This window comes from Microcoleus sp. MON1_C5 (genome assembly GCF_036701875.1).
Taxonomy (GTDB): domain Bacteria; phylum Cyanobacteriota; class Cyanobacteriia; order Cyanobacteriales; family Microcoleaceae; genus Microcoleus.
In genome coordinates this window covers 20940-47904 of the sequence record NZ_JAUBRN010000043.1, presented here as the reverse complement: position 1 = coordinate 47904, position 26965 = coordinate 20940, and the positions used below count along the sequence as shown (strand labels likewise).

Annotated in this window: 22 protein-coding genes; 8 read left to right on the top strand and 14 right to left on the bottom strand. The window is 43.7% G+C overall.

Annotated elements, in window-relative coordinates:
• Window positions 1-86: 86 nt before the first annotated feature.
• Window positions 87-1151, top strand: coding sequence for an ATP-binding protein (locus QUA71_RS19900; RefSeq protein WP_333287615.1), 1065 nt, complete (start codon window positions 87-89; stop codon window positions 1149-1151).
• A complete protein-coding gene (locus QUA71_RS19895; RefSeq protein ID WP_333287613.1) occupies window positions 1144-3786 on the top strand; it encodes a S8 family peptidase in 2643 nt (880 codons plus the stop codon). Before QUA71_RS19900 ends, QUA71_RS19895 begins: the two co-directional genes overlap by 8 nt.
• 123 nt (window positions 3787-3909) lie before the next feature.
• On the opposite strand, the gene QUA71_RS19890 is transcribed toward QUA71_RS19895, so the two are convergent.
• From QUA71_RS19890 to QUA71_RS19875, 4 genes are all read right to left on the bottom strand, one after another.
• A complete protein-coding gene (locus tag QUA71_RS19890) occupies window positions 3910-4446 on the bottom strand; it encodes a TniQ family protein (protein ID WP_333287611.1) in 537 nt (178 codons plus the stop codon).
• Window positions 4446-5255 (bottom strand): TniB family NTP-binding protein, encoded by an 810-nt coding sequence (locus tag QUA71_RS19885; protein WP_333287609.1) that lies wholly within the window; start codon window positions 5253-5255, stop codon window positions 4446-4448. Before QUA71_RS19885 ends, QUA71_RS19890 begins: the two co-directional genes overlap by 1 nt.
• A 3-nt stretch (window positions 5256-5258) precedes the next feature.
• The gene (locus QUA71_RS19880) at window positions 5259-6941 is read right to left on the bottom strand and encodes a Mu transposase C-terminal domain-containing protein (protein ID WP_333287607.1); all 1683 of its coding nucleotides are present in this window, start codon (window positions 6939-6941) and stop codon (window positions 5259-5261) included.
• Between the two features lie 264 nt (window positions 6942-7205).
• Window positions 7206-7379 (bottom strand): hypothetical protein, encoded by a 174-nt coding sequence (locus QUA71_RS19875; protein WP_333287605.1) that lies wholly within the window; start codon window positions 7377-7379, stop codon window positions 7206-7208.
• Between the two features lie 355 nt (window positions 7380-7734).
• Here QUA71_RS19875 and QUA71_RS19870 point away from each other — a divergent pair, with 355 nt between their 5' ends.
• Window positions 7735-10899 carry a CHAT domain-containing tetratricopeptide repeat protein gene (locus tag QUA71_RS19870; protein WP_333287603.1) on the top strand — a complete coding sequence of 1055 codons (3165 nt, stop codon included), beginning with the start codon at window positions 7735-7737 and terminating at the stop codon, window positions 10897-10899.
• Here the strand turns inward: QUA71_RS19870 and QUA71_RS19865 are convergent.
• The 3 genes from QUA71_RS19865 to QUA71_RS19855 form a co-directional block, all read right to left on the bottom strand.
• Window positions 10896-11276, bottom strand: a complete 381-nt coding sequence (locus tag QUA71_RS19865; RefSeq protein WP_333287601.1) for a hypothetical protein — start codon at window positions 11274-11276, stop codon at window positions 10896-10898. The genes QUA71_RS19870 and QUA71_RS19865 overlap by 4 nt on opposite strands.
• 86 nt (window positions 11277-11362) lie before the next feature.
• The gene (locus QUA71_RS19860) at window positions 11363-11899 is read right to left on the bottom strand and encodes a hypothetical protein (protein ID WP_333287599.1); all 537 of its coding nucleotides are present in this window, start codon (window positions 11897-11899) and stop codon (window positions 11363-11365) included.
• Between the two features lie 116 nt (window positions 11900-12015).
• Entirely contained in the window at window positions 12016-12486 is a 471-nt protein-coding gene (locus QUA71_RS19855) for a DUF4079 domain-containing protein (protein WP_333063238.1), read from the bottom strand.
• A 96-nt stretch (window positions 12487-12582) separates the two neighbouring features.
• Between QUA71_RS19855 and QUA71_RS19850 the strand changes: the two genes are divergently transcribed.
• Window positions 12583-14064 (top strand): ankyrin repeat domain-containing protein, encoded by a 1482-nt coding sequence (locus QUA71_RS19850; RefSeq protein ID WP_333287597.1) that lies wholly within the window; start codon window positions 12583-12585, stop codon window positions 14062-14064.
• 175 nt (window positions 14065-14239) lie between these two features.
• Here QUA71_RS19850 and QUA71_RS19845 read toward each other — a convergent pair whose 3' ends face one another.
• Together QUA71_RS19845 and purH are read right to left on the bottom strand one after the other, a co-directional pair.
• Window positions 14240-15175 carry a 2OG-Fe(II) oxygenase gene (locus tag QUA71_RS19845; RefSeq protein WP_333287595.1) on the bottom strand — a complete coding sequence of 312 codons (936 nt, stop codon included), beginning with the start codon at window positions 15173-15175 and terminating at the stop codon, window positions 14240-14242.
• 229 nt (window positions 15176-15404) lie between these two features.
• Complete coding sequence (gene purH / locus QUA71_RS19840; protein WP_333287593.1) at window positions 15405-16949, bottom strand: bifunctional phosphoribosylaminoimidazolecarboxamide formyltransferase/IMP cyclohydrolase; 1545 nt, start codon at window positions 16947-16949, stop codon at window positions 15405-15407.
• A 475-nt stretch (window positions 16950-17424) separates the two neighbouring features.
• Between purH and QUA71_RS19835 the strand changes: the two genes are divergently transcribed.
• The gene (locus QUA71_RS19835; RefSeq protein ID WP_333287591.1) at window positions 17425-19317 is read left to right on the top strand and encodes a PAS domain S-box protein; all 1893 of its coding nucleotides are present in this window, start codon (window positions 17425-17427) and stop codon (window positions 19315-19317) included.
• A gap of 204 nt (window positions 19318-19521) precedes the next feature.
• On the opposite strand, the gene glcD is transcribed toward QUA71_RS19835, so the two are convergent.
• The 3 genes from glcD to QUA71_RS19820 form a co-directional block, all read right to left on the bottom strand.
• Window positions 19522-20997: a glycolate oxidase subunit GlcD gene (gene glcD / locus QUA71_RS19830; RefSeq protein ID WP_333287589.1), complete on the bottom strand. Its 1476-nt coding sequence runs from the start codon at window positions 20995-20997 to the stop codon at window positions 19522-19524.
• 69 nt (window positions 20998-21066) lie between these two features.
• A complete protein-coding gene (locus QUA71_RS19825; protein WP_333287587.1) occupies window positions 21067-21951 on the bottom strand; it encodes a DUF6671 family protein in 885 nt (294 codons plus the stop codon).
• Window positions 21952-22043: 92 nt separating this feature from the next.
• A complete protein-coding gene (locus tag QUA71_RS19820) occupies window positions 22044-22418 on the bottom strand; it encodes a transporter (protein ID WP_333287585.1) in 375 nt (124 codons plus the stop codon).
• A 141-nt stretch (window positions 22419-22559) separates the two neighbouring features.
• Between QUA71_RS19820 and QUA71_RS19815 the strand changes: the two genes are divergently transcribed.
• The 3 genes from QUA71_RS19815 (at window position 22560) to QUA71_RS19805 (ending at window position 24511) form a co-directional block, all read left to right on the top strand.
• Window positions 22560-23771, top strand: a complete 1212-nt coding sequence (locus QUA71_RS19815) for a glycosyltransferase family 2 protein (protein ID WP_333287583.1) — start codon at window positions 22560-22562, stop codon at window positions 23769-23771.
• Window positions 23772-23901: 130 nt separating this feature from the next.
• Complete coding sequence (locus QUA71_RS19810) at window positions 23902-24132, top strand: hypothetical protein (RefSeq protein ID WP_333287581.1); 231 nt, start codon at window positions 23902-23904, stop codon at window positions 24130-24132.
• Window positions 24125-24511 (top strand): type II toxin-antitoxin system VapC family toxin, encoded by a 387-nt coding sequence (locus tag QUA71_RS19805; protein ID WP_333287579.1) that lies wholly within the window; start codon window positions 24125-24127, stop codon window positions 24509-24511. Before QUA71_RS19810 ends, QUA71_RS19805 begins: the two co-directional genes overlap by 8 nt.
• A gap of 50 nt (window positions 24512-24561) precedes the next feature.
• Here the strand turns inward: QUA71_RS19805 and QUA71_RS19800 are convergent, their stop codons facing one another.
• Both QUA71_RS19800 and QUA71_RS19795 read right to left on the bottom strand, forming a co-directional pair.
• Window positions 24562-24819 carry a BrnA antitoxin family protein gene (locus tag QUA71_RS19800; protein ID WP_333287577.1) on the bottom strand — a complete coding sequence of 86 codons (258 nt, stop codon included), beginning with the start codon at window positions 24817-24819 and terminating at the stop codon, window positions 24562-24564.
• Between the two features lie 146 nt (window positions 24820-24965).
• A complete protein-coding gene (locus tag QUA71_RS19795) occupies window positions 24966-26828 on the bottom strand; it encodes an ATP-binding protein (RefSeq protein WP_333287575.1) in 1863 nt (620 codons plus the stop codon).
• Window positions 26829-26965 lie beyond the last annotated feature (137 nt).

Here is a 26965-nt window from a genome sequence, read left to right as displayed (position 1 = left end):
TATCACCTTAAAATGGATAAATGTCCCAGTTTGCTTATGTCCCTATCTAATAGTACAATGGTACTATATAGTAGCAAATCAGCAAAATGAAAGGAGACTTACTTAAACGGCTATTTAGAGCGATCGCCAGTGAAGATAAAACGGCGATCCAAAGTATGCTATCTGTAGTCGTTGAGGAAGAACGTAAAAAAGGACACACCCTCCTAGCTGAACAACTCCAAAATATTACCCACAAAAGTAATTCTCAATCTTCTCGTATCCCTCCTGAGATTCCAGCACTTTCACCTAAGCTCTCTCGTGATGCAATTTCTTCTGCACCTTCTAGCGGTGTTCTTTCAAAGACACATGATACTCACTCCCTAACCTTGCTATCGAGCAAGCAACGTTTTAACCATCCCTTTATTGTTACGGTTCCTAGAGAGCGTTTACGACACCATATGATTCTTTCAGATGCTGTGGAAGATCGTTTTCGTCGTATAGAAAAAGAATATGTTGCACGTGACCGACTAGCTCATCATGGTTTACGCTACCGCCAAAAAATACTACTCTATGGTACTCCGGGGTGCGGTAAAACTATGGGAGCCGAACGTCTAGCTTGGAATACAGGACTTACTCTCGTAAAAGTACGTTTTGATGCAATGGTTTCTTCCTTTTTGGGGGAAACTGCAACCAATTTGCGGGAAGTATTTGAAACAGCTTCTCAAACTCCTTGTTTGTTGTTTATTGATGAATGTGATGCGATCGCTAAATCCCGGGAAGACGTTCAGGAAGTAGGAGAAATCAAGCGAGTTGTTAATACTTTTTTACAACTACTTGATGAATACGAAGCCTCAAATGGATTGCTTGTTGCAGCCACAAATTTGACTAAATTTCTGGATGAAGCTGTATGGCGACGATTTGATGATGTCATCGAAGTGCCAAAACCAACACCGGCAGAAATTGAGGCTATTTTGAAACAGACACTTTCTTCGGTAGAGTTTGGTATAATCGACTGGAGAAATATTGTGCTGAAACTAGACAAACTTTCAGCAGCACAAATTGTTCGAGTTGCTCAAGATGCGGCTAAACGCGCCATCCTTGATCGAGAAGAACTTGTCATCCAAGAACACTTAGAGGCATCTATTAAAGACGTTATAATTTCCCATGTCTGAACAATTGAATCAATTTTCTCATTTACCTCTACGTTTGACTAATGAAGGAACTGCTGCGCCACCTCCAAGAGGTGGGAGAAAACCCTCTACAACAACGCTGGCTAATAAAGGCGATGCAGGTGGACATGGTAGCAAGTTAAAGTCTTCTATCTCATCTATTGTCTCAAATTGGGAGAAGGAACGCGAAAAACGCAAGGAAGATGGTAAACCTGATCTGCCAGATGCAATTTCATTCATTTTACAAGTAGATCCCAATTTATTTGATGCAGATGCTCTGAAAAGTTTCGGGATTGAGATTGTTGCTGATCTGGAGGAGGGCTACATCATTGGAGCTTCAGCAGATATAGAACTCTCGGAACTCAGAAAAAAGATTCAGCAATTTATTGAGTCTGAGCATGGTGGCGGTAAGGTTCCAGAAATATGGGAAATTTTGGAGGGGACTCAACGACCAGAATATATCCTTTCCCCTAGCCTTAAAGAACAGTGGGGTCAGATTTTAGATGATCAAGAATATATTGTAGATGTAGGTATTTCTTGCATCAACATTCAAGAACAATATTCGAGATGTCCCAAGCGGAAAGATTTTAATAACGATGACAATTATCTGAAAAGCATTAATAAATGGTTAGATAAACATAATCTCACATCTGAAGAGTGGGATGATCTTTATTGGGTAAGAGAAGAGCAACTTAAAAAATTTATTCAAGCTCCACTATATTGTGGAAAAATTTTGAAGTCTGTTCAAGGTAATGATGTGGGTATTTCACGCCTACCCGATAGCTTTTCCTGCCGAATTCGCATATTTGGTAAAGGTCTGAAGGATCTTGTCCTCAACTTTCCATATATATTCGATGTCAGTGAAGCCGATGAATTTATCGCTCCATCCGTTACACCCAATAGCTCTGAATCCGAGCGGGAACAGTTTGAATTAGAAGCACCTGACCCAAACGCACCCAAAGTTTGTATTATCGACAGCGGCATTCAAGAGCGTCATCCTCACCTGAGAGCAGCAATTGACTCTGCTCTCTCTAACTCTTGGGTACCTAGAGAAACGAATACCACTGTTGATTGTGTTCAAGGTGGTGGACATGGTACTAGAGTTGCAGGAGCAGTTTTATACCCAGGAGGTATTCCTAAAAAGGGTAGTAAGCAGGCAGTATGTTGGCTTCAAAATGCCAGAATTCTTGATGCTCGAAATGAACTACCTAAACTTCTATTTCCGCCAGAAGTTTTAGAGGAAATTGTAGAGATATATTCTCGGCAAACTAGAACGCGCATTTATAATCACTCAATAGCTGGAATTTCACCATGTCGCACCCAATCAATGACTCCTTGGGCAGCAGCTATTGATAAATTGAGTTGGGAAAACGATGTTCTCTTCATTGTTGCCGCAGGTAATATTGAAGCACGGAAAAACTTTGTTACACGCCCTTCAATTTCCGCTCATCTACAAGCCGGTCGTAACTATCCAGAATATTTGCTAAAACCCTCTGCCAGAGTTGCTAACCCAGCACAAAGTTTTCAAGCACTAACTGTCGGTTCTGTTGCTCACAGCACTTACAATAATCCGCCTTTAAGTTCAATAGCGAAGAAGGATTATCCTTCTTCTTTCTCCTGCTCAGGCCCAGGCATTTGGGACACTATTAAACCAGAAGTAGTTGAATATGGGGGTGACTACGTAATTGACTCATCAACCTCACCCAATTTCACTACATCAGAATCTGTTTGCCCAGAATTGATTCGTTCAACCCGTGACGGTGGTAAAGCTGTTAGTGCAGATGCCGTAGGAACATCATTTGCTGCGCCTAAAGTCACCCATATCGCTGCGGCATTAGCAGCAGCATTCCCTCAAGAAAGCACACTGCTTTACCGGGCACTCATTGTTCAATCAGCACGTTTACCAGCGTGGACGAATAACTCGGATGCTAATCTCTATCATGCCATTCGGAGTATGGGTTATGGTATTCCAGATATTAATCGCGCTCTCGGCAATTCCCCAAATCGTGTAACGCTAACAACTACAGGATTAGAACGTATTAAAGCTCGACAAGCTAAGGTTTATCAAGTAAAAGTGCCAGAAAATTTTCTGCCTCAAGGAGAAGGATTTGACATTTTGATTGAAATCACACTTTCTTATGTGGCTGAACCTCGTCGTACCCGACGTAATCGCAGGAAATATCTATCAACTTGGTTAGATTGGACTTGTAGCAAACGAGGAGAAGATCCTGATTGTTTTCTCGATAAACTTGTCAAAGACTATGGTGCACCAGAAGAAACCAAGGAAGATGACGGACTATTCCAATGGACACTGGGAAAAAGACAGTTAGGCAAAGGCCAAACACGAGCAAATGGCATTGATGGCATAGTAAAAGAACTGTCTCGAAGTACAGGAACTGTTCAGAAAGATTGGGCGACTGTAAAATCTTATGAGCTACCCGAAAGCTTCTGTATTGCAGTAGTTGGACACGCTGGATGGAACCAAGATAGCAATGCTGACGTACCTTTTGCACTCGCTGTTAGTTTTGAAGCGGTAAATTCAACTATCGATGTATATGGCTCATTTGTTGAAGCGGAGGCTAAAGCACGTACTGAAGTTAAATCGCAGGAGAAAATACAGATTCAGCAATCAGTCTAAAAAGTTGAAGTATTTGGATTATTTTCCAAATATAGGGGCAATACAAAGAAAGCTAATAGTAAGTCCGAAGTAAATCGTATAGCTTATTTTAAGCTACAAAAAGTTCTAAATTTTGTTTGCGAATCAGAATTTTACCTTTTTTGACTTAGATATTAGTAATTTAATCAGCTTCTGGTATTTTTCCATATCCATAAAAGTCATAAAACAACGCTGACACCACCCATCCATCCACAAAGCCGGAATCTTAAACCTTGCCCCACAATTAGGACATTCTGACAGCAAGCGTAATTTGTGCCGATCGCACCCCTGCATCTCTTTAAACTGCCACTCGATCCGGTGACAAGGCGACTGGGCATAACAAGCCCCACACAACCGAATCGGCTCCAACTTCATCCCTACACCAGGAGGCGGTAACATTTCCTGTAACCGTTCCCTTTCAACTCCCACCAGCGCCAACGCCTCCAACTGCTGAGGAGAAGGAGGCGGATTAAACCGAAACTTTTCCCAACGGGCGATCGCGCCTCCCAACCCCGCCATCTTACCCAACCCAGTTGGCGTTAGATTGTTTGCCCGTCGAAATCGTCCCAAGAAGTGACTCAGACTTTCCCCCTGAAAGAGTTCCACTCGAAATAGCCAAGGCTGAACATCCGAAGCTTCCATTATCTGTACCCCGCCACTACTTCTTTTAACGTCTCCAAATCAATCTTTTGCAAGCCTTTATTTAAAGACCGAATAGCTGCTCCCCTGAGAATCATATCCATCAAACCGATATAACCCGCCGTCGCTTCCCCCAATGTTTTCAGCATCGTCTTACTAGACAAATTAGAAGCCACAGGCAACTGCAAAACTGTCTTTTCCCAAACCTCTACCGTCTGCTTAAACTCTCCTGCTGACAACTTGCCGTAGCGATAGACAGTACAAAAGCGCTTGAGAACTTGCTCATCTCGCCCAATTACCGTCTCCAAGCGGTCAGTACCTACCAAAATAACGGGAATCTCCAACTTGTCAAAGATATCCCGCACCTCAGCAAACGTCTTAGCCTGAAACCGATCCGCTTCATCAATAATCAGCATCTCCACGCAGCACCCCTTGAGCACGCGCATCGTGCGATGGCGAATTTCGGCGACCGTTCCCTTAACCACCTGATACTTCAAATGCTCAAGAATCATCCCAAAAAATTCCTTCGGGCCACACTCTGGCGGAATGTGGATGTAAACCACAGGAACCGTTGGCGGCTGTCCCGGCTCCTGCTTGGGTTTGTGCAGTAACCTGTAAGCATGACACGCCATAGTTTTGCCCGTCCTCGACTCGCCCATAACTCGCCCCGCCTGCCGAGACTCGCGCTTTTCTTCCAGCCACGCATGGAGACTTTTCACCTGTTCCAACTCCACAAAAGTCTTGCGGTTCAATCTTTGAATTTCCTTTTGAATTTTTTCTGGGTTAAGCGGAATATCGCCTTGATTCGTCATTTTTTACCACCCGTAATCTTCGCACATTTCTTCGTAATCCCATACTTGCGGCATTTCTGGTTCAGCTTCATTGTTGTGCGATACCACTTCCTCCGGTTCCGGTTCTATAGATACAGGCTGTTTTGCCTTACGGATTTCACCTTGCTCAGCCTTTTGGCGTTCCTTTTTCGTTTTCTTCTGAGTGAGGAAAGTTTCGCGATCGCGCACCTCAGCCAAAATCGAACGGTTACTAACCGCCTTCCCAGCTTCCCGAACCTTGCGGCTACTAGCTTTTGCCTCATCTATAGACAGTTGCTCTGTCTCCAAATCTTGAGCATGGGCACGAGCTAAAAATACTTCTCGATCGCCCTCTGTTCGATAGACCAAGACCGTTGTAATATCTCTAGGGTCATATCGCAGCGCAACGCTTTCTCCAGCGTATCCTGCCAAATTTTCGCCTCGATAAGTCAAATTTTCAAACTGTAAATAGCCGCCTCGATAAATCGAGCGCCGCGTCTGCTTCATCAAGCAAATATCTAAATCTCTCTGAGAAATTAGATTGGGAACAGCAATCAACCCTGCTTCCCACCGTTGAAACCGCGACTGGTCGCCCATTCGGGCATCAACACTCTGGTTGTATTTATCAACAATAAAGCGCACCAGCATTTGTTCTAATTCCCGCAGCGTCAGACAAGCTTCTTTCTCGGCTTCTTCTGGTCGCTTTTGCACATTTGAACCCGTATATCCCGGTAACATCGAAAACAATTCAGTGTTAAAAGTGCCAAAAGGACGCTCAACAATACCACCTTCAGAGGGGCGATCGCGTAAATGACAAACAAACCCTAACTGCACCCCAATCTGTTGCAGATGGTTAGAACGGAAATCCTTACCGCCATCTGTATAAAAGTGTTCAGGTTTGCCATAAGTCCCCCATTCGCAATGGAGTTGATAATATGAGCCATACTGCTTCGGTAAAATTGCATGGCGCAATGCCAGCGCTACCACCTGAGAACTCGGTGCATCGTAGCCCAAATTAATGCCCACAATGCAGCGAGAATAGGTATCAATCACCGTTGTAAACCAAGGACGACCTAGAATCTGACCATCTCGATCTACCAACAACACATCTGCACGGGTATGGTCACATTGCCAAACATGGTTGCTGTATTCCACGGATAAATCTTTGCCATCACGAGTCTTAACCGATAGCCGCGATCCTCGCCATCCCCTACTCCTGACACTTTGGGTTTGCTCTTGCTTCTCAATAATTGGTTGCAGAACGCGATATACCGTTCTGTAACTGGGGTAATCTTCTTGACCTAATTCTTGCGCCCTTGCCTGAACACGAATCGCTACTTGGGCAGGGGTAATGCGTTTACTACCTTTATTGCCCTCCTTGTAGGTTTTAAGGATGAAGTCTTGCCAGTCAGGGGCGATGCGATGCTTTCCTTTATCGGCGCGTTGATCCTGGTTAAGAGCTGCTAATCCTTCTTGCTCCCACTTAGCAACCAACCGTCGCACCGTTCGCACTGATACGCCCAGCTTTTGGGCTGCTTCTCTTTGCCTTTGCCCATAGGTGCGGTGATCGCACGGTTCCATAAGGGTCTGAATTACCTCCTGCTTAAGCTTTGCTTCATCTGAGAGTTCAGTCACTATTTCCTGAACTTCAACAGGGCTAGCTGTTTCATCTGAGGAAGGGATAAGCATTTATACCTCCAAGCAATTGCTGCATAACGGTTTATACATAAATGTTTTGATTGCAACGTTTATGTATTATAAAGCAAAAGGACAATAATGTGTCAATCCTTAAAAAACTCGTAAAAATAGCGGTTTTCAAGAAAAGACACATAATTTGTCAATTATCGAAGAGCGGACAACTAATTTGTCAAAAGTATCCAGTCGTCAAAGAAAGGTGTTAAAATAGCTCAAAGCCTTATTGTATAAAACTTGTGAAGCGATCAAAAATAGCGGTCAATAATTTGGCAAGCGGACAAATAATTTGACACTCGACATAATTAAAGTGCGATCGGGCGATCGCACTTTTAACTTCTCTGAGATACAGCAGGGACACGGCACTCCCGTGTCCTGTATTTCCTCTAAAACACAGATACCTGGGTAGGGAAACGGCACTGCCGTGTCCTGCATTTTCTCGCATCGCAAACCATTTATTGCATCAAAATCGACACACCAGAAACGTTAGACAAACCTAATTATACCAATTAAAAAAAAGCTACTTATAACAATTATTAAAAGTTGCAGAATCCAGCGCCGTACACGGCAGTGCCGTTTCCCTACAGATGCTCGCGTATGATGATATATGTAGGAATAGTTTCGGGAATTGATATTAGCTAGTTTCATACTATAAATCAAGTATTTTGTCAACACAAACTGAGCAAATAGACCGCTAGATTGGAAAATTAAATAATTCTTGCAGTTTAGCTGGGGCTGCTTGTATTTGTGCTACAAATGAGGGAATAAAGAATGTTGAAGGTCATGCCTCATGGATGAAAACCGCGTCCGAGCTTACCTGAATCTGATTCAATTGCTGCTGAGTTGTCCGGCTGGGGAAGAGGGGGAACTGTTGCAAGAGCACTCTGAGTTTGTTGACTCAGGTTTGATTGAAGTGATGCAGCAAGTGGCGAGTCGGATGGCGGCGGATGGCGAACACCATGCAGGTTTTTTGCAGCAATTGGCGGGGCAAATTAGTCAAGCTTTGGCGGAAGATACGCAGGGAGGGAATGCAGACCGCAATTCTGCTTATCTGGAATTGATTAATACGCTGCTGAGTTGTCCTAGCGGTGAGGAAGCGCAGATTTTAAGTGCTAACTCGGAATTCCTGGATCTGGGGTTTATGCAAGCTTGCGAGGTGGTAGCGGTAACTTTGGCAGAGCAAGGAGAGGAAAATCGGGCTAATTATTTGCAAAATCTTGCCAGTCAGGTAGGGGAATTCTTGGGCTTCACATCCTCTGAGCATAATAATTTAGAGAATATCTCCCCACGTGATTATTTAGCGTTTTTGCAATTGCTGGTGCAGACAGAGCAAAATAATTTTGGTGGGGATTCGCACCACATTTATGCAGTATTACAAGCAAATCTAGACAAGCTAAATCTTAATTTTATTCCAATTTTCCAACAAACTATGACTGGATTACTGGGTGGAATAGAAGACCCTGAAGAAGCTGAACGAGGTGCTGCTTTCATTGAAAATATTGCTATTAAGATTTGCCAATTCCCTAGAGGCAATAGGGCTGAAAACCTAGAAATTTCTATTGCGGCTTACGAAATCGTGCTTTCAGTTCGTACCTTTGAAACCAACCCAGAAAAATGGGCGCAGACGCAAAGTAATCTGGGAAATGTCTATTTATACAGAATCAGGGGAGAGAGGGCAGACAATATCGAACAGGCGATCCTTTGTTACCAAAATGCACTAAAAGTTCGTACACGCGATGCCTTTCCGACAGATTGGGCAACGACCCAAAATAATCTGGCGGCTGCCTACTATTCCAGAATCAGGGGAGAGAAAGCAGACAATATCGAACAGGCGATCGCATCTTTCACTGAAGCACTGGAAGTACGCACCAGCAACCGCGAGATAATTCCCGAACGATGGGCCGAGACACAAAATAATCTAGGAGAAGCTTACCGTCAAAGAATCAAGGGAGAGCGGGAACAAAATATCGAGCAGGCGATCGCATATTACACTGCTGCACTTGAAGTCTTCACCCGCGATGCCTTTCCCGAACAATGGGCAACAACGCTAAATAATCTGGCAATTACCTACTTGCTCAGAATCCGGGGAGAGCGGGCAGAAAATATCGAGCAGGGGCTCACATCTTTCACAGCCGCATTGAAAGTCTGCACTCGCGAAGCTTTTCCCCAACACAATGCTGAAACCTTATGTAATTTGGGACTTGGCTATCGAGAAGTTCCCAACTTACAGTTAGCTTATGATACCTTTGCTGAGGCGATTAATACTGTCGAGTTACTCCGAGGTGAGATTCACTCTGGAGATGAAACCAAGCAGAAATTAGCCGAAGAATGGAATCAACTTTATGTAAATATGGTGGAAGTTTGTATAGAACTAAAAAACTACACCGCAGCCATAGAATACGCCGAACGCAGCAAAGCCCGCAACTTAGTCGAACTCCTTGCCACCCGCGACCTCTACCCCAAAGGTGACATTCCCGAAACCGTTATCACCGAACTCTCGCGCCTGCGTCGAGAAATTGATACCGAACAGCGACGAGTGGACATCGAACAGACAAATCGTAACAGCAACGGCGGCAGACTATCGGGAGAACGCAGCCCCCAAATCGACAACCTACAAACCACCATTCGCGATCAAACTCATCTCACCCAATTACGGCAACAACTAAAGGAATTGATTGCCCGCGAAATCAAACCCATCGACCCCGACTTCGCACTCACCCAAGAAGTTAAAGCCATCTCCTACAGCGAGATTCAATCCCTCACAGCAAAAAACAGCACTATCCTTCAGTGGTACATTACAAACGAGAAATTTCTTGCTTTCATCATCACCCCAGAATCATCAACTCCTATTGTCTGGCAATCTTCAAAAGCAGACTTGACAGCCTTGGAGAAATGGGTCAAAGAGTATCTGACAGAGTACGGAAAAAACAAAACTCAATGGCAGGAAAACCTAGCCTCCCGCCTCCAAAACCTAGCTGAGATTTTGCACCTGGATGAGATTCTAAAAAATGTACCCAAAGAGTGTCATCAACTAATTCTAATTCCCCATCGTTTCCTGCACCGACTCCCCCTTCACGCCTTGCCAGTTAGCCGTGAAACCTGGCAGCGGTTTAATTCAGAAACCCAGTCTCCAGAACCAACTAATCCTTACCTGCTAGATTGCTTCAAACAAGGTATCCGCTACGCCCCCAGTTGCCAAATTCTGCAACAGGCACAAAGCCGAAAACGCCCCCATTTTACACACCTATTTGCGATCGCCAATCCTAGCAACGCCAATCCTACCGACGACCGCTATTTACTTGAACTTCAAGCTGCCAACATCTGTGACCGATTTAAACCTAATGATTTCTTGCTAAAAAAAGATGATGCCAACAAGAAAGCCATCCAAAGCCAACAACTCAGCCTTGCCAACTGCGTCCATTTCGGTTGTCACGGCAAATTTGAGCCTAACTCGCCTTTGGAATCAGCCCTCAAATTAGCAAATAACGAACGTTTGACACTGCTGGAAATCTTGAATCTTGACCTAAATCAATGTCGCCTTGTCACACTCTCCGCCTGCGAAACTGGATTGACAGAATCCAAAACCAGCGATGAATATATCGGCTTACCTTTTGGCTTTCTATTGGCTGGTAGCCCTAGTATGGTTAGTACCCTTTGGGAAGTCGATGAACTGGCCTGCACTTTATTACTGATGCGGTTCTATCAAAACCTAGAAACTCTGTCAACAGTTAATGCTCTCAACGAGGCACAACAATGGCTGCGTAATTTGACCTCCGAGGGGCTGGAAGAGGTATTAGAACTCCTCAAACCCCAAATCGATCAAGTATTCGAGCAATTGCCTCGAAAGGAACGCACGCGCTTTGTTAAAGCTCCTCTTGATGCCGCACTTAACCGCAAGCCGTTTCCCTTTGCTGAACCTCATTACTGGGCTGGCTTCACTGCGCTCGGTGTTTAGCAATCTTTACAAAACTCATCCAGAGCTCTCGTACTGATATAAATAAGTATCAGTGTTAGTGGTAATGCTGAGTAGATGGCCGCGGTTATTAGCCAACCCAATGCAGCCCCAGAACCTTGATTCAATACGTCTTTAAAGGCTTGCGTACAAATATGAGGGCGCAATCTCTCGAATTGTTTGTGTAACAAGCTAGGCTGATTCGGGTCTTTTTCAGCTAGATCGTTCTTTAATTCTCCTGACACAATTGCTATAGTTTCTGCAGCATATTCTAAATCGCCTTCACAATCTTCAAGCACATCAAGGGCTTTCAACGCATCAGGATATTCTGCTAATTGCAAGCGGTAGCGCTCAATTTCTGATTCGGTAACGATAGTCATAGAATTTTTTCGTTTTTAAAAGTTAACTATTGTTAGTTTACCATAATATGTGAATAGGAAATCTCAATATTTTTCGGTACTCTAGCTTACCACTCATAACCGTGTTCTTTTCCCCATTGTATCCACGCTAGGGCCATTTGCTTCATCCGGCCGCGCTGTTCGGGTTTTACCGGATTGTCACCAGTAATTGCCCTCAACGCCCAAAACCAATGGTCTGGCTTTTGTTCGAGGTCACGCAAAATCAACGGGATAACTGGCTGTCCCATGCCGATAATTCTCTGATAAGCCTGGTGCATTGATTTCTGCGTAACTAATGATAGCATCCCCGTTTCGAGGCGCCATTCTTCGGCGAACTTCTTAAACTCTGCTTCGAGTTCTACCTGGCTTTCTAAAACATTTTTTGCTTTTGATGGAAATTCTAAAAAATTAGGCATCAACAAATCATTCATTTTTTGGCAAAAACGCTCTTTCTCTTCTTTTGATAAGTTAGAGAGTTCTTCAGATTGGTCAACAGCATTAATCAGCTCATTCGCTAATTCTTCGGGTGTCAAAGTCGAACTTTTATTTAAGGCATATATAGGAACAATACTCTCTAGTATCTTGACTAAATCATCATGGTTCATGTTTTTTACCTATAACTCAACGCTGGGCTAGTCAAACCTCTAATAAATATGGCAACTTAATTGCTAATCACTAATCGCCCCAAAGCAATTAGCAATTAGCAATCTTACCCAAATTATCACATTTTGCTGATAATTCTTTGCAGGATTTCCACGCCTGATACCGCTTGCCAGCCAAACAGCCCCAAAAGCACAATATTCAGAAAGATGTGAGTGTTTCTCGCCCAATCACTGCCTTTTTGCATTAAAGGAGTCAGCGAGGCTGCGATCGCAATTATTGCCATCATTCCCAACCCAGCTAGCAAGTGCGGCCCGACAAATAGTTTGCCGTTGTTGATGTAGGTGACGGCCATCCCGACGATCGCAACCGTAACCATCAAGGCTAACAGCAAAGAACCCATCTGGTGGTGCTTGACGTTGAATTTGCCCTTAATTAACTCTTTTTTGAGTTCGCCTTCCGCACTTCTGGTACGTCGGATTTGAATGCCCAGATACAAAGCATAAAATGAGATGGCCAGCAGTACCCACATTAAAATTGGGTGGATGAATTGGCTCCAAACTTTCACTGACTGAGGAATTTCGAGATTCATAGTGTTCTGAGGATTAGCAAACATACTTCATAAAACTTAGCATACCAGTCAGGCCGTCTCGTGCGACGGTAAAAATATACGGTATGAGAGACTATTATGCCTGCCACTAAACAAGACGCTGTATTGATTCAAGCCGCCAAGACTGGCAACATTATTCACGTCCAAGCTTTACTCGCTAAGAATGTTAACGCTAACGCCAAAGACTCTGAGGGGACGACGGCTTTGATGTTTGCTGCCCAAAAGGGCTATACAGAAATCGTGCGTACTCTACTAAACAATGACGCTAATGTCAACCAAGTGAGCAGGCGTTTTGGGCTAACGGCTTTGATGCTGGCGGCGGCTCACAAACAAGCTGACTCTGTGCGGCTGTTGCTCGCTGCTGGTGCTGATGTTAATGCTAAAAATGATGATGGAAGTACGGCTTTGATGGCGGCTTCTTTGAAGGGCGATATCAATGTTGTGCGGATGTTACTTGATGCTAATGCTGATGTAAATGTCCGAGATAAAGATGGAGATTCAGCTCTGAAAATAGCTGCTTTATCCGGTCATCAAGCTGTTGTAAAAGCTTTGGTGGATGCGGGTGCTGTTGCTGACAATTCTATGCTGTTTTTAGCTGTCCGTCAAGGAAGCGCTGAAATTGTGCGAATTTTGCTCAAGTGTGGGGCGGATGCTAATGTTAAAAATCTAGAAAGCAAAACAGCTTTGATGCTGGCTGCGACGGCGGGAAATTTGGCTGTTGTCGAGGCGCTGTTGGCTGCTGGTGCTGATGTCGAAATTCCCGACAAAAACGGAGAAACTGCTTTAACTTTGGCTGCAGATGCCGGCAATACTGATGTAGTGCAAACTTTGCTTGGTGCGGGTGCTAATGCGAATGTGAAAAATGGAGATGGGGGCACGGCTTTGATGGCCGCTGCTGCTGGCGGAAATGCGGCGATCGCCCATATCTTACTCGATGCTGGCGCGGATATCAACGCTAAGGATAAAGATGATGAAACTGCTTTGAATTTTGCCGTGATTGAAGGCTGCGAAGATGTGGTGGAATTGCTCTTAAACCGAGGTGCTAGTGTCGGTTCGAGAAATCGGTTGGGCGATACGCCTTTACTGGTGGCGGCTGTTCACGGCCATAGTGCGATCGTATCGGCTTTGCTGCAAAAAGTAAACTCAAATCGGGCTGATTTTCTGAATGCTAAAAACTTTGGGGAGACGGCTTTGACGCTGGCTGCGTTTCACGGACATACCGAGACGGTGAAGGCTTTGCTTGACGGCGGTGCCGATCCCAATGTCCCGGCGGATTTGGGGAAAACGGCTTTAATGAAGGCGTGCGATCGCGGTCATATTGCGATCGTCCAATTATTAGTCGAAAAAGGTGCGGATGTCAACTTGCTGGATGATTCGGGCGCAACTGCTTTAATGTGGGCCGCACATCGGGGTTATGCTGAGGCAGTAACCATTTTAATTGATGCTGGTGCAGAACTAAACCACAAAAATCCAGGAAATTATACAGCTTTAATGCTGGCTGAGTTTAAGGGTTATTCCAATGTGGTGAAATTGCTCAAAAGTGCTGGAGCACTGGAGTAAGAATTAAATAGTTTTGAGTAAGGTAATTCTGTCATTCTGAGGGTAGAGTTTGGGAAGTGAAGAAGCTCACATATCGGAACTTACGCACTGTAATGTGTGGCAATAATTGAGATTCTTCGCCTTACTCAGAATGACAAAATTAGGTGATTAGTGCGTCCAGGACTATGAATTAACCTCAGTTTGCTTGGCGTACCCAGCCGTTAATAGTAAAGCGGCTATCAGCAAAAGCTTTTGAGGGACAGCTAACTCGCAAAACTTCGTGCATATAGCGACTTAGAAAAAATACGATGCTGTTATTGCGAGGCTCAACGGTTCTGAAGGTCTTGTCCGCAACATAAAAATTGTTCTCGATTTTGCTGTCATAAATCTGCAACTCGCCACCTGAAAAACCCTTGGGTTCTCGATAGAAATAGTAAACGTAAGTAAAAAATCGGCTGGCCGTATCTGGCGAGCCACTGTCGTTGTGAAGTTTATAAAAGTTGTTGTCATTGTGCATGGTTAGCTGAGCTTCTATCTCACCTAGGGGAAATGACGGAATATTTAAACTTTTCAGCACGTCGGGGAGAATTGCTTTGATGCGATTAACCATCAGTTCCGAAAATTCCGGGAACGAGTGGAGTACCATCGAACGGCGGTAATCTTCGGCATTAGTTGAGGTGCTGGTACTCACAAATTCTGATTCTTTTGCTAAGACATATTTAATGAGTTTGTTCTTTTCGGCGGGGGTCAAAAAGTTGTCTATTTGGGCGTAGCGAGATATTAAATCGTCATTTACAGGCGGCGCAGGGGCGGGAATTTCTGCGGCGGGAATTTCTACGGGAGTTGCAGGCTGCTGCGGTTGCAGTTCCTGCAAGTAAATTGGGGGTTCGGTGACTAATCCCACTAGGTTTTCGCCGGGAAAAGAAAGGGCGGAACGACCTCCGTCTATAGGGATTTGAAATAAGGTGGAAAAACCGGGTGTTGGTTGAGTGCGATCGACTAATGTTTTGATCAGGCTGTGCAATAATGGTGTATCTGATTTGAGCGTGACGGTGCATTGATGTCCGCCAGTGAGCAGGATTTTGACTTTTATGTCTTGGGGTTTAATTTGCGGTTGAATTGTGCTAGTCATAGCCGTTAGTTATAGAAGAAAAAAGTTCGGCAACGGATTCGCAAGGGCGGATGTAACGGATGGATGGGAGAAGGAAGATGGAATATGGAAGAAGGAAGAACAAAAATTCCATCATTGCTTGAGGGCGGGCTAGAAGCCCACCCCACAATAGAATTGACTCTTTGTGGAATAGGCATCTTCCCTGTTCGTGAGAGATAACTAAGATGTCATTACTACACTAGGAACTTAATTAATGCAAGAAGTGGCGGATATCAGTGAAAACCATTGTGATTCCGAGTTGGTTGGCGGCTTCAATGGAATCTCGATCGCGCATACTTCCGCCTGGTTGGACGATCGCAATTATGCCCGCCTCAGCCGCAGTTTTGACTGAATCGTCGAAGGGGAAGAAACCGTCACTGGCCAAAATCGCTCCTTTGCTCTTGTCTCCTGCTTGTTCTAATGCTAGTTTAACTGAGCCAACGCGATTCATTTGTCCGGCGCCGACACCGATTGTAGTGCGATCGCGCGTCACAACGATCGCATTTGATTTGACGTGTTTCGCTACTTTCCAAGCAAACAGCAATTCTTCCAACTCTTGGGCCGTCGGCTGTTTCTCAGTAACAACCCGCCATTTGCTAGTTTCTTCTACTATATTATCTGAGTCTTGCACCAGCAAACCGCCTGCAATAACTTTAACAGTTTGTGGCGGCCCTTGAGTCAAGTCTGGCAAAATTAATACTCGAACTTTCGCCTTTTTCTTGATAATTTGTTCGGCTTCTGGTTCGCACCCCGGCGCGACGATACATTCTAAAAATGTTTGAGTTAACGCCGTTGCGGTAGCAGCATCTATGGGGCGATTGAGGGCGACAATGCCGCCGAATGCTGAGACTGAATCGGTGTCAAAGGCTTTTTGATACGCTTCAGAAATAGTTGTTCCCAAGGCTGTGCCGCAAGGATTTGTATGCTTCAGAATAGCGGCAGCGGGTGTGTCGGGGAATTCTACGATCAGCCGCCTTGCTGCTTCTAAATCTACTAAATTATTGTAGCTTAATTCTTTGCCTTGCAGGATGGTGCTAGTCGTCCAGCCTGTCGGTGTACTTCCGCTTTGATACCAGGTGGCGGCTTGATGGGGATTTTCCCCGTAGCGGAGAGTTTGCAACTCTTTTCCTGATAAATTAAACTGGTCGGGTAGCGAAGATTCTTCAGCGGATTGGCTGCTGAGATAATTTGCGATCGCGCGATCGTAGTTTCCTGTATGTTTGAAGGTTTCTAGCGCACATCTTTGCCGAAACTCTAAGGATGCTTCGCCGCCATTTTCCCGCAGTTCTTTTAAATAAGTATTGTACTGTTCTGGATCGCACAAAACTGTTAGGTGAGCGTGGTTTTTTGCTGATGCTCTCAGCATCGCCGGCCCGCCGATATCTATCTGCTCAATTGCGTCTGCTAGAGTAACTCCTGGCTTAGAAATTGTCTCTTCAAATGGATACAAATTGACTACAACTAGATCGATCGCCCGAATTTGATTTGCTGTTAAGTCTGCGAGGTCTTCCGGTACATCGCGGCGTGCTAAAATGCCACCGTGGATTCGTGGGTGAAGTGTTTTGACTCGCCCTCCCAAAATTTCGGGAGAACCAGTATATTCCGCAACTTTGGTCACTGGGATGCCTGCTTCTTTGAGAGCCGTTGCTGTCCCGCCGCTACTAATTATGTCAAATTCAAATTCTTCTACTAGACTGCGCGCTAAGTCGATTAGTCCGCTTTTATTGGATGTGCTCAGAAGTGCTAGACGTGCCATTGGTTTGAAGTTGCGATCGCAAAAATAGATAGGTTATATTCTATATCACATCTGCCTGCAGGGAGATGATTTGGTAATGGCTAATTATGATTATTTTTGAGGATTTAAAGATGAGTTCGCTCATTTTTAAGTATATTTTTTCTCCAAACTCTATAATATTTTATACTGACCTGTGGCTTTTAAATATTTAAGACTTTTGCGGGGAACTGATTATTTTGTGAGTGGGAGAGGGATTGAAGCCATATCCAGCTTGCACCGTTCGTATCGCTACGTAAGTATAAATGTTGTGGAAATTACTTAATAAAACGTAATAGATAATTATAGCGCGATTACTCAGGAATTTTAACGAAGTTTTAGGATGAATTAGAAAAGTAATGTGCTAGCATCGGGTGTAAATTGCTATCCCCCTAAGTTCCCCGGAGAATTGGGCGATCGCAATACCTAAATCTAAAAAATAACTTGGTAGGGTAGAAATATGTTTTTTCAAGAAGCCGATCCAGAAAATAAGGTCAGTAATATTAGCAGGAATCATAAAAAAACTGCTCACAATACGATTCACAGAACCGACTACCAACAGATTCCCAAAAAAAGAGCCGAGAATTCGACAGATGCCAACATTTCCGAAGCTTATAGTCTTAGTCTGTGCGAACTGCAGCAGATGGAGCGAGCAATGGAACAGCTAAAGCAGGAGTTGAAAGCTAGCGAATCTCGGTTTCGGAATGCGATCGAAAAAAATGCCGACGGCATCGCAATCGTTAACAAGCGAGGACTTGTCTGTTTTGCCAACCCGTCAGCAGAAGCGCTGTTTAACTGCACGGCAGAGGAACTTCTAGGTCAAGCATTTTTTGGCAATTTAGTAGTAGAAGTTTCAGCTTGCGACCTTGAGATGGCGACGGATATTATTCCCCAAGTTGGAAAAACAGAAGCGCCAGGAACTCGCGTCGTGCAAACAGAAGTTGAAGCTATTCGCAAGCAAAAAGCAAATGCTGTAGTAGAAATGCGGGTGGTGGAAACGGAATGGGATGGAGAAATGGCTTATTTAGCTACGCTACGGGATATTACCGATCGCAAGCGCGCAGAAGAGATGCTTTGGTTGTACGATCGAGCTATAGCAGCTACTAGCACGGGATTTACGATTTCTGACGCCACTGACCCAGAACATCCAATTATTTATTGCAATCCCGCATTTGAAAGCATGACAGGTTATCGGCGGCAGGAAATTATCGGAAAAAACTGCCGATTTTTGCACGGAAGCGATACCGATCCGGCGGCAGTAGAAATAATTCGCCAAGCCTTGCAAACAGAAAGCGAATGCAAGGTAATATTAAAGAATTATCGCAAAGACGGAACCGCTTTCTGGAATTGTTTCTCAATATCTCCTGTGCGCGATCGACTGGGCAAATTAACTCATTTTATTGGCGTACAGAGAGACATCACTGAGCGCAAACAAGCTGAAGAAGCCTTGCATATTTCCGAAGCACAAAGCAGAGAACAAGCCGCTCAACTAGCAGCCACACTTAACCAGCTCAAAGCCACTAATTCCCAATTAGTTCAAAGCGAAAAAATGTCTAGTTTGGGCTTGCTACTTGCCGGCGTCGCTCACGAAATTAACAACCCAGTCAGCTTCATTTACGGCAACCTCACTCATCTCACAAATTATACTCAAGACTTGTTTCACCACCTCGAACTTTACCAAAAACATTATCCCGATCCAGTCGCGGAAATTCAACAGGAAAGAGAAGAAAATGAACTCGATTTTTTAGCTGAAGATTTACCTAAAATACTGTCTTCCATGAGCGTTGGTGTCGAGCGGATTTGCCAGATTGTGCAGTCGCTGCGGAACTTTTCGCGCCATGACGATTCACAGATGAAACCCGTTAACATCCACGAAGGTATTGACAGCACGCTGTTAATTCTCAATCACCGTTTGAAAGGGAACGGAGAAAAGCCGCCCATTCAAATTGTAAAACAATACGGAGAATTGCCGACTGTTGAGTGTTTTGCTGGGCCGATCAATCAAGTTTTTATGAATATTCTCAGCAATGCGATCGATGCTTTAGAAGATGCGAACAATAGGAAAAATTGTCAAGAAATACTAGAAAATCCTAGCCAGATTAGGATTGGTACGGAAGTGGTCGGCAATTTTGTAGAAATTAAAATTGCCGACAACGGCCCGGGAATAACTGAGCAAGTCAAACAGCAGATATTCGATACATTTTTTACTACCAAGCCCATTGGTAAAGGCACGGGAATGGGATTGTCAATTAGCTATCAAATTATTGTAGAAAGGCACAAAGGCGAATTATATTGTAATTCGGAATTGGGCAAGGGCACGGAATTTACTATCAAAATTCCGATCGCACCTTAGCGCAGAATGGGCAATCCGCGCTTTACCAACTTGATATACAGGCAAACAAGCGAGCTGGACGCTCGCACTCCTAAAAAACGATTTTTCTCGTTTTTTCTCGTTCCCAGCCCGAGTCGGGGGACGCATATTTAGAGGCTCCGCCTCCCCATTGTAGAGACAATTTCAGGGTGCTTTTCTGTTCACATTACCCACATAAATAGGGAATTAAAAAACCTCCACACCATCCAACTTCTTAAAAGTTTCAACCTTAGCCCTCGCCGCTTCCCCGCAAGTCTTCGGCGTCGGAAACATCTTCCCAGGATTCGCCAAACCTTTCGGATTAAACACCTGACGTACCCACTGCATCGTCTCCAAATCTACCTCCGAAAACATATCCGGCATAAAACACTTCTTATCAGCACCGATGCCGTGTTCTCCCGAAAGACTTCCCCCAACTTTCACGCAAAGCCTGAGAATTTCTCCGCCCAATTCTTCCACCTTTTCCAGCGCACCTTTTACCGAGTTATCGTACAGAATCAGCGGGTGCAAATTCCCGTCTCCCGCGTGAAATACATTAGCAATTCGATAACCGTATTTCTCGCTCAAACCCTCTATTTCTTTCAAAACATAAGCCATTTGCGTTCGCGGAATTACGCCGTCTTGCACGTAATAATCAGGGCTGAGATGGCCCGCAGCCGCAAAAGCAGCTTTCCGCCCTTTCCAAATTTTTAGCCGCGTTTCCGGGTCGCTTGCTGTCGTGATATTGCGCGCTCCGTTATGCTTGCAAATATCGGCAATCCGCTGTTTGTTTGTGGCAACTTCCACTTCTAAACCGTCGATTTCTATGAGGAGAATTGCGGCCGCATCGCGGGGATAACATCCAGTTGCCACCACATCTTCCACAGCATTGATGCTGATGTTGTCCATAATTTCCATGCCGCCGGGAATAATGCCAGCGCTGATAATGTCGGAAACCGATTCGCCCGCTGCTTCTATACTGGAAAAATCCGCTAGGAGAACGCAAATCGATTCCGGCGCTTTGAGAATTCGCAGAGTAACTTCTGTAGCGATTCCTAAAGTGCCTTCAGAACCGACAAATACACCAGTTAAATCGTAACCGGGCATTTCGGGAATTTCGCCACCGACATCGACAATAGAACCGTCGGGAACTACCAATTTTAATCCTAAAACGTGATTCGTTGTGACTCCGTATTTGAGGCAGTGAACCCCACCAGAATTTTCGGCAACGTTGCCGCCAATCGAACAAACAATTTGACTGGAAGGATCTGGCGCGTAGTAGAAACCGGCGCCGCTAACTGCTTGCGTTACCCAGTTATTAATTACTCCCGGTTGCACTACTACTTGCTGATTTTCTAAGTCTACTTTCAGGATTTTTCGCATCAGGGCAGTGACAATCAGCACGCAGTTTTCTACAGGCAAAGCGCCGCCAGAAAGACCTGTTCCTGCGCCTCTAGCCACCCAGGGAATTGAGTTGCGATCGCATATTTTGACCACTTGCGCCACTTCCTCGGTAGTTCGAGGCAATACCACCATGGCGGGGCGCTGGCGGTAGCTGGCGAGTCCGTCGCACTCGTAGACAATCAATTCTTCGCGGCGCTGCACGACACCATTTTTGCCGACTACAGCCTCGAATTCTTTAATAACGGGTTTCCAGTTGCGTTCTGTTTCTATGGCTATCATTAGTGAATTTAATTAGGGAACTATCAATAATATTGTGGCAAGTTTTACTAAGTTTAGGCAATTATTTTTCTAAGGGTTGCAATATTGACACAGGGAAGGATCGGCAGTCTCTCGACCGTCGGGAAATACTTTTTCTTTAGTATAACCGCAGTTTTTGCATTTATAGATTGCCGATCGCGCTAGCTGAGTCGGAAAATAGCACAGTCCGCAGGGCAATCCGATTTTCATCTCAGCAATATCGAATCCCGGCCAACCGCACTCGGGGCAGAATTGCTTGAATTTTTTAACTAAATCCAGAGTTGCATTTTCGATGTTTTTCATCCGAGTTGGATTGTACATCGCCCGCATATCTGTTTCGATGTGAACTCGGCCGGTTGACGATTTTTTTAAGCCTGCTGTCACAGCGTCAAAAAGTTGTTTTTCTGTCCTAATGCCCTTGACAATTTCGCTGTTACCGAGTGCAGCGTCGCCAACTATAACCACCAGTCCATGTTGGGGAAATCCAGCTTTTTTAGCAAAATCATCTGCTTCTTCTATACTGGAAACTAACTCGTGACTGTAGTTAGTTTCAACGGAGAAAGAGTCGCCGATTAGTTCTAGATTGTTGGCTCGATCTAATAAAATTACTATTTCTCTGTTAGCTGGCAGATACGGCATCATTGGGTGAGGGCCGAAAGTACCTTCGCTGGCAAAGGCAAGAGTTTCGCCCGCAATTTCTAGAGCTTTATGTGCTTTATGGCGAGCCGCTTCTATTTGAGTTCCTAAGCGTTTAACTTCTCTGGTGAAGGTGCCGAAAGTGTCTGTGTCAAGCTCCGCAGGTACTAGAATTTTTACACCCAATTCTCGTTCCAAAACGGGAGCCATCACCCGTTCTTTTTGGTGCATGGTAGCAAGCACTGCGGTGCGATCGCTCAATAATTGATTGGGATTCACAGGCTCAGAAATATTAGACATACAGCAACATTATTTCATAACAGAAGGCTCAAATACACCCTTTGACCTAAGTTATCAATTAAGCACTCAAGCGTCAATCTTAAAAGCGATCGCTAGTTGCCCCCAGTCACTCCCCCAACTTGACCTCTGAGTACAAAAATTACTCCCGTCATAATTAGCGCCACACCTACTAACCGCAGCGGAGGCAAAGGCTCGTGAAATATAAGTTTGCCACCTAAAACCGTAAACAGGTAACTAATTGACAATAAAGGTGAGACTATGCTAAGGTTTGCCCGCGACAAAACTACAATAAAGCCGATGGAAGAAATTGCATACAAAGAAAGACCACCTACAATTAACGGCTGGGTAGCCATTGCTAGAATTTTTTCCATTAAATTAGCAGCGCCAATGGGCCCTAAGATTTTAGCTCCTGCCTTCAGACTGAATTGACCTGCGACGCCGCACAAGATTGCAGCAAGCAATAACATAAAAACGCTTCTATTCATAAGTTTATTAACCTATAGTACAATCAAAAATTGCCGTTTCCAAAAACCTGAAAAACTTTAATTAAGTTTTGCTAGGTTTTATTCACAACTAATATTTTAAGCAGAAATACGGGAAAATCAAGTATGGTCGATCGCGATCGAGAGTCGAACAAATATATGGCAGAGCAGACCAATCCAAGCGGAGAATACACTCTAGAACTATCGATACTCATGCCTTGCCTGAACGAAGCAGAAACTTTAGAAATCTGCATCGAGAAGGCGCAGAAGTTCCTGCGCGAACTTGATATTGCCGGCGAGGTCATCATAGCAGACAACGGCAGCACTGACGGTTCTCAAGCTATCGCTACCAGAATGGGAGCGAGAGTCGTGCCCGTAGCAGCCAAAGGCTACGGCAGCGCCCTCATGGGAGGCATCATCGCAGCGCGCGGAGTTTATATTATCATGGGCGATGCTGACGACAGCTACAATTTTTCAAACCTCGGCGCTTTTGTCAACAAATTGCGAGAAGGTTTCGACTTAGTAATGGGAAACCGGTTTCAAGGGGGCATCAAACCTGGGGCCATGCCGCCGCTGCACAAATATTTAGGAAATCCGGTGCTGACATGGGTTGGGCAGTTATTTTTCGCGAGTCCCGTCGGCGACTTTCACTGCGGACTCAGGGGTTTTAGGAGAGACTCAATTTTGAAACTCGACTTGCAAACAACGGGGATGGAATTTGCTAGCGAAATGGTAGTCAAGGCTTCTGTATACAAGCTGCGGATAACTGAAATCCCAACCGTACTTTCTCCCGACGGCCGCAGCCGGCCGCCACACTTGCGAACTTGGCGAGATGGCTGGCGGCACCTCCGATTTTTGCTGCTTTACAGTCCTCGGTGGCTGTTTTTGTATCCGGGTACTGCGCTGATGATTTGGGGTCTAATTATCGTGGTTTGGCTGTTACCCGGTACTCAAAAGATTGGGAGTATCAGCTTTGATGTACACACGCTGCTTTATGGTGCGATCGCAATTATCATCGGTTTTCAAGCAGTAACTTTCGCTTTTTTCACCAAAATTTTCGCCATCAGCGAGAAATTCCTGCCCGAAGACCCCAAACTCAACAAAATATTTCGCTATGTCACCCTAGAGACAGGATTGATTGTCGGAGTCACGCTGATTTTAACCGGAATAGTGGGCTCGTTCTTGTCATTAACTATTTGGAGAGAAACTGCTTTCGGTACTCTCGACCCTTCTAAAACTCTGCGTTTGGTTATTCCCTCACTAACTTGCCTGACTGTCGGTTTGCAGATGGTTTTGTCGAGCTTTTTTCTGAGCGTGCTGGGGTTGAAGCGTAGGTGATAACATTAAAGTTACTGCCAAGATTCCTCAAAACTAAACTGCCATGCAGGGGAATTTCAGGGGGATCGCACTTCCCTCGATCCTAAATTGCTATAATGACAATCAGCCCAAAAATCTCAACATCAAGCCTATGTCTACTTATAGCGAGGTACTTAGTCAGGCTCAAAATCTTACTCCTGACGAGCAACAGCAACTGTTAGAAGTATTGTCCGCATTGGTTCGCGATCGGGTAACAACCCAGACTCAGGATAGCAGTCAAAGATTGCCCAAGAAAAATCTAAAGAGATGGCGCGGTTTTTTGCCTAAGCGTGTGGATGCTTTGGAATTCCAGTTACAACTTAGAGAAGAATGGGATGATTAATAAATATCTTCTCGATACCAACATTCTGATTTACTACTTCTATGACGAGCCGGAGGTTCAGCCTATATTTGATGAGATTGAAGCTGGAGATGCAGAGGCATTTTACTCTCCGATTAGTTGGGTAGAGTTACTTTGTTACCCCGCATTGACCGAAGAACAAGCGAATGAGATGCGGGAATTTTTGAGGCTTATTAAGTGCGTATCATTAAGAGAATCAGTTTTAGATCGTGCAGCCCAAATTCGTAGAGATTATCGCTTGAAATTAGGTGATGGTGTAATTGCAGCCTGTGCTTTAGTTGAGGGATGTGTCTTGGTAACTCGCAATGCTAAGGATTTTAAGCGCGTTGATGGGTTAACTATATTGAATCCATTTGATTAGGTAAAAGAAGGGGCGATCGCACCTTGGGGAATATCGGGGCGATCGCACATTTATTGACTGTTCTTTACATGATGTTCAACATAAGAGCGCAGCACAGCGTTCATTAGAGATTGATAGCCTTTTCCTTGGCTTTTAAACCACTCTAATACATCGCTATCAACTCTTAAAAAAATAGCTTGTTTGGTCAGTGGTTTTACCTGTTTTGCTTGTGACCAGAAACTCGCATCTAATTCAGAAATATCAGATGTATCGATCGCAGATTCGGGAATATTTTCTAAGTCTTCAAGTCGTTTGGGCGAGATAGTCATAGTAGGTATTTCTTTCTTGCTTAAAATCCGATTGGGGGAAAACAGAGGCGCGATTCCCACGGAATAGCTGCGCTTCACGCACTTTAGGAAAAAAAGGACGATAATACTTGCCTCTCCATCCAACCCTTTAACAACAAGGTTCTTTCCTAACCTTGATAATTATACGTTATTTCTAAGATTTTTTTGAGTTCAATAATGGGTAACGGTTGTTGTCTAGTGCCAAGCAATTGATGAGTCACACCATAAAAAACATTAGTAGTCACATCTTTCTCGCTTAGAATGTCTCCTTTATTTGTTTGCAGTTTATCTCTATTTTCAAAATTCACCGTCCAAACCACTAAAATATCAATATGACTCATATCTTTTTTGTTAGTCTCGATATCTTTATAAATGCTGTTTAAATCTTTTTTAAATTCTAACAAAATTTCTTTTTTTAGACTGCCACCATTAGCAGTGAATATTTCTCTGCGAACGCCTAACTTATTATTTTCTGAATATTCGACTTCTTCATTTTGCTCCAATTGATATTCGTAAAGTCCATCATAGACTTGATAACCTGAAAGAACTTTAAGGAAATAGCCTCTTAAGATTTTTTGGGCCACCATTTCTACAAAGAGACTAATCACTTCTTGTTCTTCAAACGGAGGAAAATATTTATGTGTTAAAATTGAATCAAACCATTTCTTTTCTTTGAATTTAATGCCAAGGTCTTGTTTAGGATCGTAGAAGGGATTACTAATTCGACTATCACCACCTCCTACAATATAGGGACGGTATTTTATGAAATTTCTTTCCTTCAATACATCTTTAATTTTCTCAGCTATTTGTTTCATCCGATAAGGGCTGATTCCTTTACGACCAGCATCGAGTTCTTTCCGGATCGACATATCTTTTATATCCACAATTACTGTATAAGGCAAGTAGTTACTATGTTCAAATGGGTCTAAACAAACACCTATAGGCATCCCACATATAGCCAACCACAATCCATGCTCTAACTGAAAATCTGAGGAAATACCATCCTCATTTCTAAATCTTTCATTAAATAGACTAATATGAGATTTACTTGTGGCAGAAATAAATACACGAGCGTGTATTGGATTTCTTGTGCCAATTTCTATATTGTCTATTTTTTCATCTAATACTATAGCTTTTCTTGCTTGTTCTTTTGCATTTATTGGTAATTTTTCTGTTAACCTTATAAAGTTCTCATACTCACTAGGTCGTTCATAAAATTGACCTTCACTCTTAAGAACTGACTGAACCACCTCTCTGATAGTTAAATAGCCAGTTTTTATTGGAATAATTCTTCCCGTTATTTTTAAGTTAAATTCAAAACAATCCCCGTTATTAAATACTCGATCTAAAAAGCCTACAATTGATTGAGTTCTAAGGACTGCTTTAATAATTTCCTCTGATTTTGCTATCCGAAATGTTGCTGCTAAAGATTCTTCAACTATTTCCTCAGGAAAATTTTTAGGAAATTTAATGGTAATGTGTGTACCATTTTCTTGATTAACTTCTTGTGGTTGATCGCCCGCTTCCTCCTCTTCAGAATTTGGTATATCTGAACCTGAGTAAACAAATTGATATAATTCTTTATAGGTTCTTGATGCTTTTATTCCATTTTTAACACTTTCTATTTTTAGATATTCACTTTGAAAAACAACAAATGTAAATCCATAACCCATAAAACCGAATTTTCCTGCATTACGCTCTCTTTTAAGAGATTTACCAGTAACAAGTATTTTGGATATTTCTGCTTCTTCTATTCCCACACCATTATCTACTATAATAATTTCTCTGTCATCTGGATTTATTTCTAGGGCAATTTTACCTTTACTGATATTCTTCTCTCCAAATTGTTCAATAATTGCATCTGCACTATTTTGTAGGAGTTCTGTATAAACATCCCAAATGTGTCTATAACTAGAAATAATACGTTCAATATTAGAACGAATTTGTCCAAATTCTTGTTGGGATAATTCTTGTTTTAAAAGATTACTCATAGTAGCTAAAAAATCTCCAAATTTTGAACTGAATTTATGTAAAGGTGACTAATGTGAGTGAAACACCCTGATTTTATCGTAGTCTATTCTATCTATGCCGTCAATTCCAGCTTCTACCTCATGACAGACTTTAGCAA

Bases quoted from the DNA above. Each gene is read 5' to 3' on its own strand.
- QUA71_RS19900 (WP_333287615.1), top strand. From the start codon at position 87: ATGAAAGGAGACTTACTTAAACGGCTATTTAGAGCGATCGCCAGTGAA.
- QUA71_RS19895 (WP_333287613.1), top strand. From the start codon at position 1,144: ATGTCTGAACAATTGAATCAATTTTCTCATTTACCTCTACGTTTGACT.
- QUA71_RS19890 (WP_333287611.1), bottom strand. From the start codon at position 4,446: ATGGAAGCTTCGGATGTTCAGCCTTGGCTATTTCGAGTGGAACTCTTT.
- QUA71_RS19885 (WP_333287609.1), bottom strand. From the start codon at position 5,255: ATGACGAATCAAGGCGATATTCCGCTTAACCCAGAAAAAATTCAAAAG.
- QUA71_RS19880 (WP_333287607.1), bottom strand. From the start codon at position 6,941: ATGCTTATCCCTTCCTCAGATGAAACAGCTAGCCCTGTTGAAGTTCAG.
- QUA71_RS19875 (WP_333287605.1), bottom strand. From the start codon at position 7,379: ATGCAGGACACGGCAGTGCCGTTTCCCTACCCAGGTATCTGTGTTTTA.
- QUA71_RS19870 (WP_333287603.1), top strand. From the start codon at position 7,735: ATGGATGAAAACCGCGTCCGAGCTTACCTGAATCTGATTCAATTGCTG.
- QUA71_RS19865 (WP_333287601.1), bottom strand. From the start codon at position 11,276: ATGACTATCGTTACCGAATCAGAAATTGAGCGCTACCGCTTGCAATTA.
- QUA71_RS19860 (WP_333287599.1), bottom strand. From the start codon at position 11,899: ATGAACCATGATGATTTAGTCAAGATACTAGAGAGTATTGTTCCTATA.
- QUA71_RS19855 (WP_333063238.1), bottom strand. From the start codon at position 12,486: ATGAATCTCGAAATTCCTCAGTCAGTGAAAGTTTGGAGCCAATTCATC.
- QUA71_RS19850 (WP_333287597.1), top strand. From the start codon at position 12,583: ATGCCTGCCACTAAACAAGACGCTGTATTGATTCAAGCCGCCAAGACT.
- QUA71_RS19845 (WP_333287595.1), bottom strand. From the start codon at position 15,175: ATGACTAGCACAATTCAACCGCAAATTAAACCCCAAGACATAAAAGTC.
- purH (WP_333287593.1), bottom strand. From the start codon at position 16,949: ATGGCACGTCTAGCACTTCTGAGCACATCCAATAAAAGCGGACTAATC.
- QUA71_RS19835 (WP_333287591.1), top strand. From the start codon at position 17,425: ATGTTTTTTCAAGAAGCCGATCCAGAAAATAAGGTCAGTAATATTAGC.
- glcD (WP_333287589.1), bottom strand. From the start codon at position 20,997: ATGATAGCCATAGAAACAGAACGCAACTGGAAACCCGTTATTAAAGAA.
- QUA71_RS19825 (WP_333287587.1), bottom strand. From the start codon at position 21,951: ATGTCTAATATTTCTGAGCCTGTGAATCCCAATCAATTATTGAGCGAT.
- QUA71_RS19820 (WP_333287585.1), bottom strand. From the start codon at position 22,418: ATGTTATTGCTTGCTGCAATCTTGTGCGGCGTCGCAGGTCAATTCAGT.
- QUA71_RS19815 (WP_333287583.1), top strand. From the start codon at position 22,560: ATGGTCGATCGCGATCGAGAGTCGAACAAATATATGGCAGAGCAGACC.
- QUA71_RS19810 (WP_333287581.1), top strand. From the start codon at position 23,902: ATGTCTACTTATAGCGAGGTACTTAGTCAGGCTCAAAATCTTACTCCT.
- QUA71_RS19805 (WP_333287579.1), top strand. From the start codon at position 24,125: ATGATTAATAAATATCTTCTCGATACCAACATTCTGATTTACTACTTC.
- QUA71_RS19800 (WP_333287577.1), bottom strand. From the start codon at position 24,819: ATGACTATCTCGCCCAAACGACTTGAAGACTTAGAAAATATTCCCGAA.
- QUA71_RS19795 (WP_333287575.1), bottom strand. From the start codon at position 26,828: ATGAGTAATCTTTTAAAACAAGAATTATCCCAACAAGAATTTGGACAA.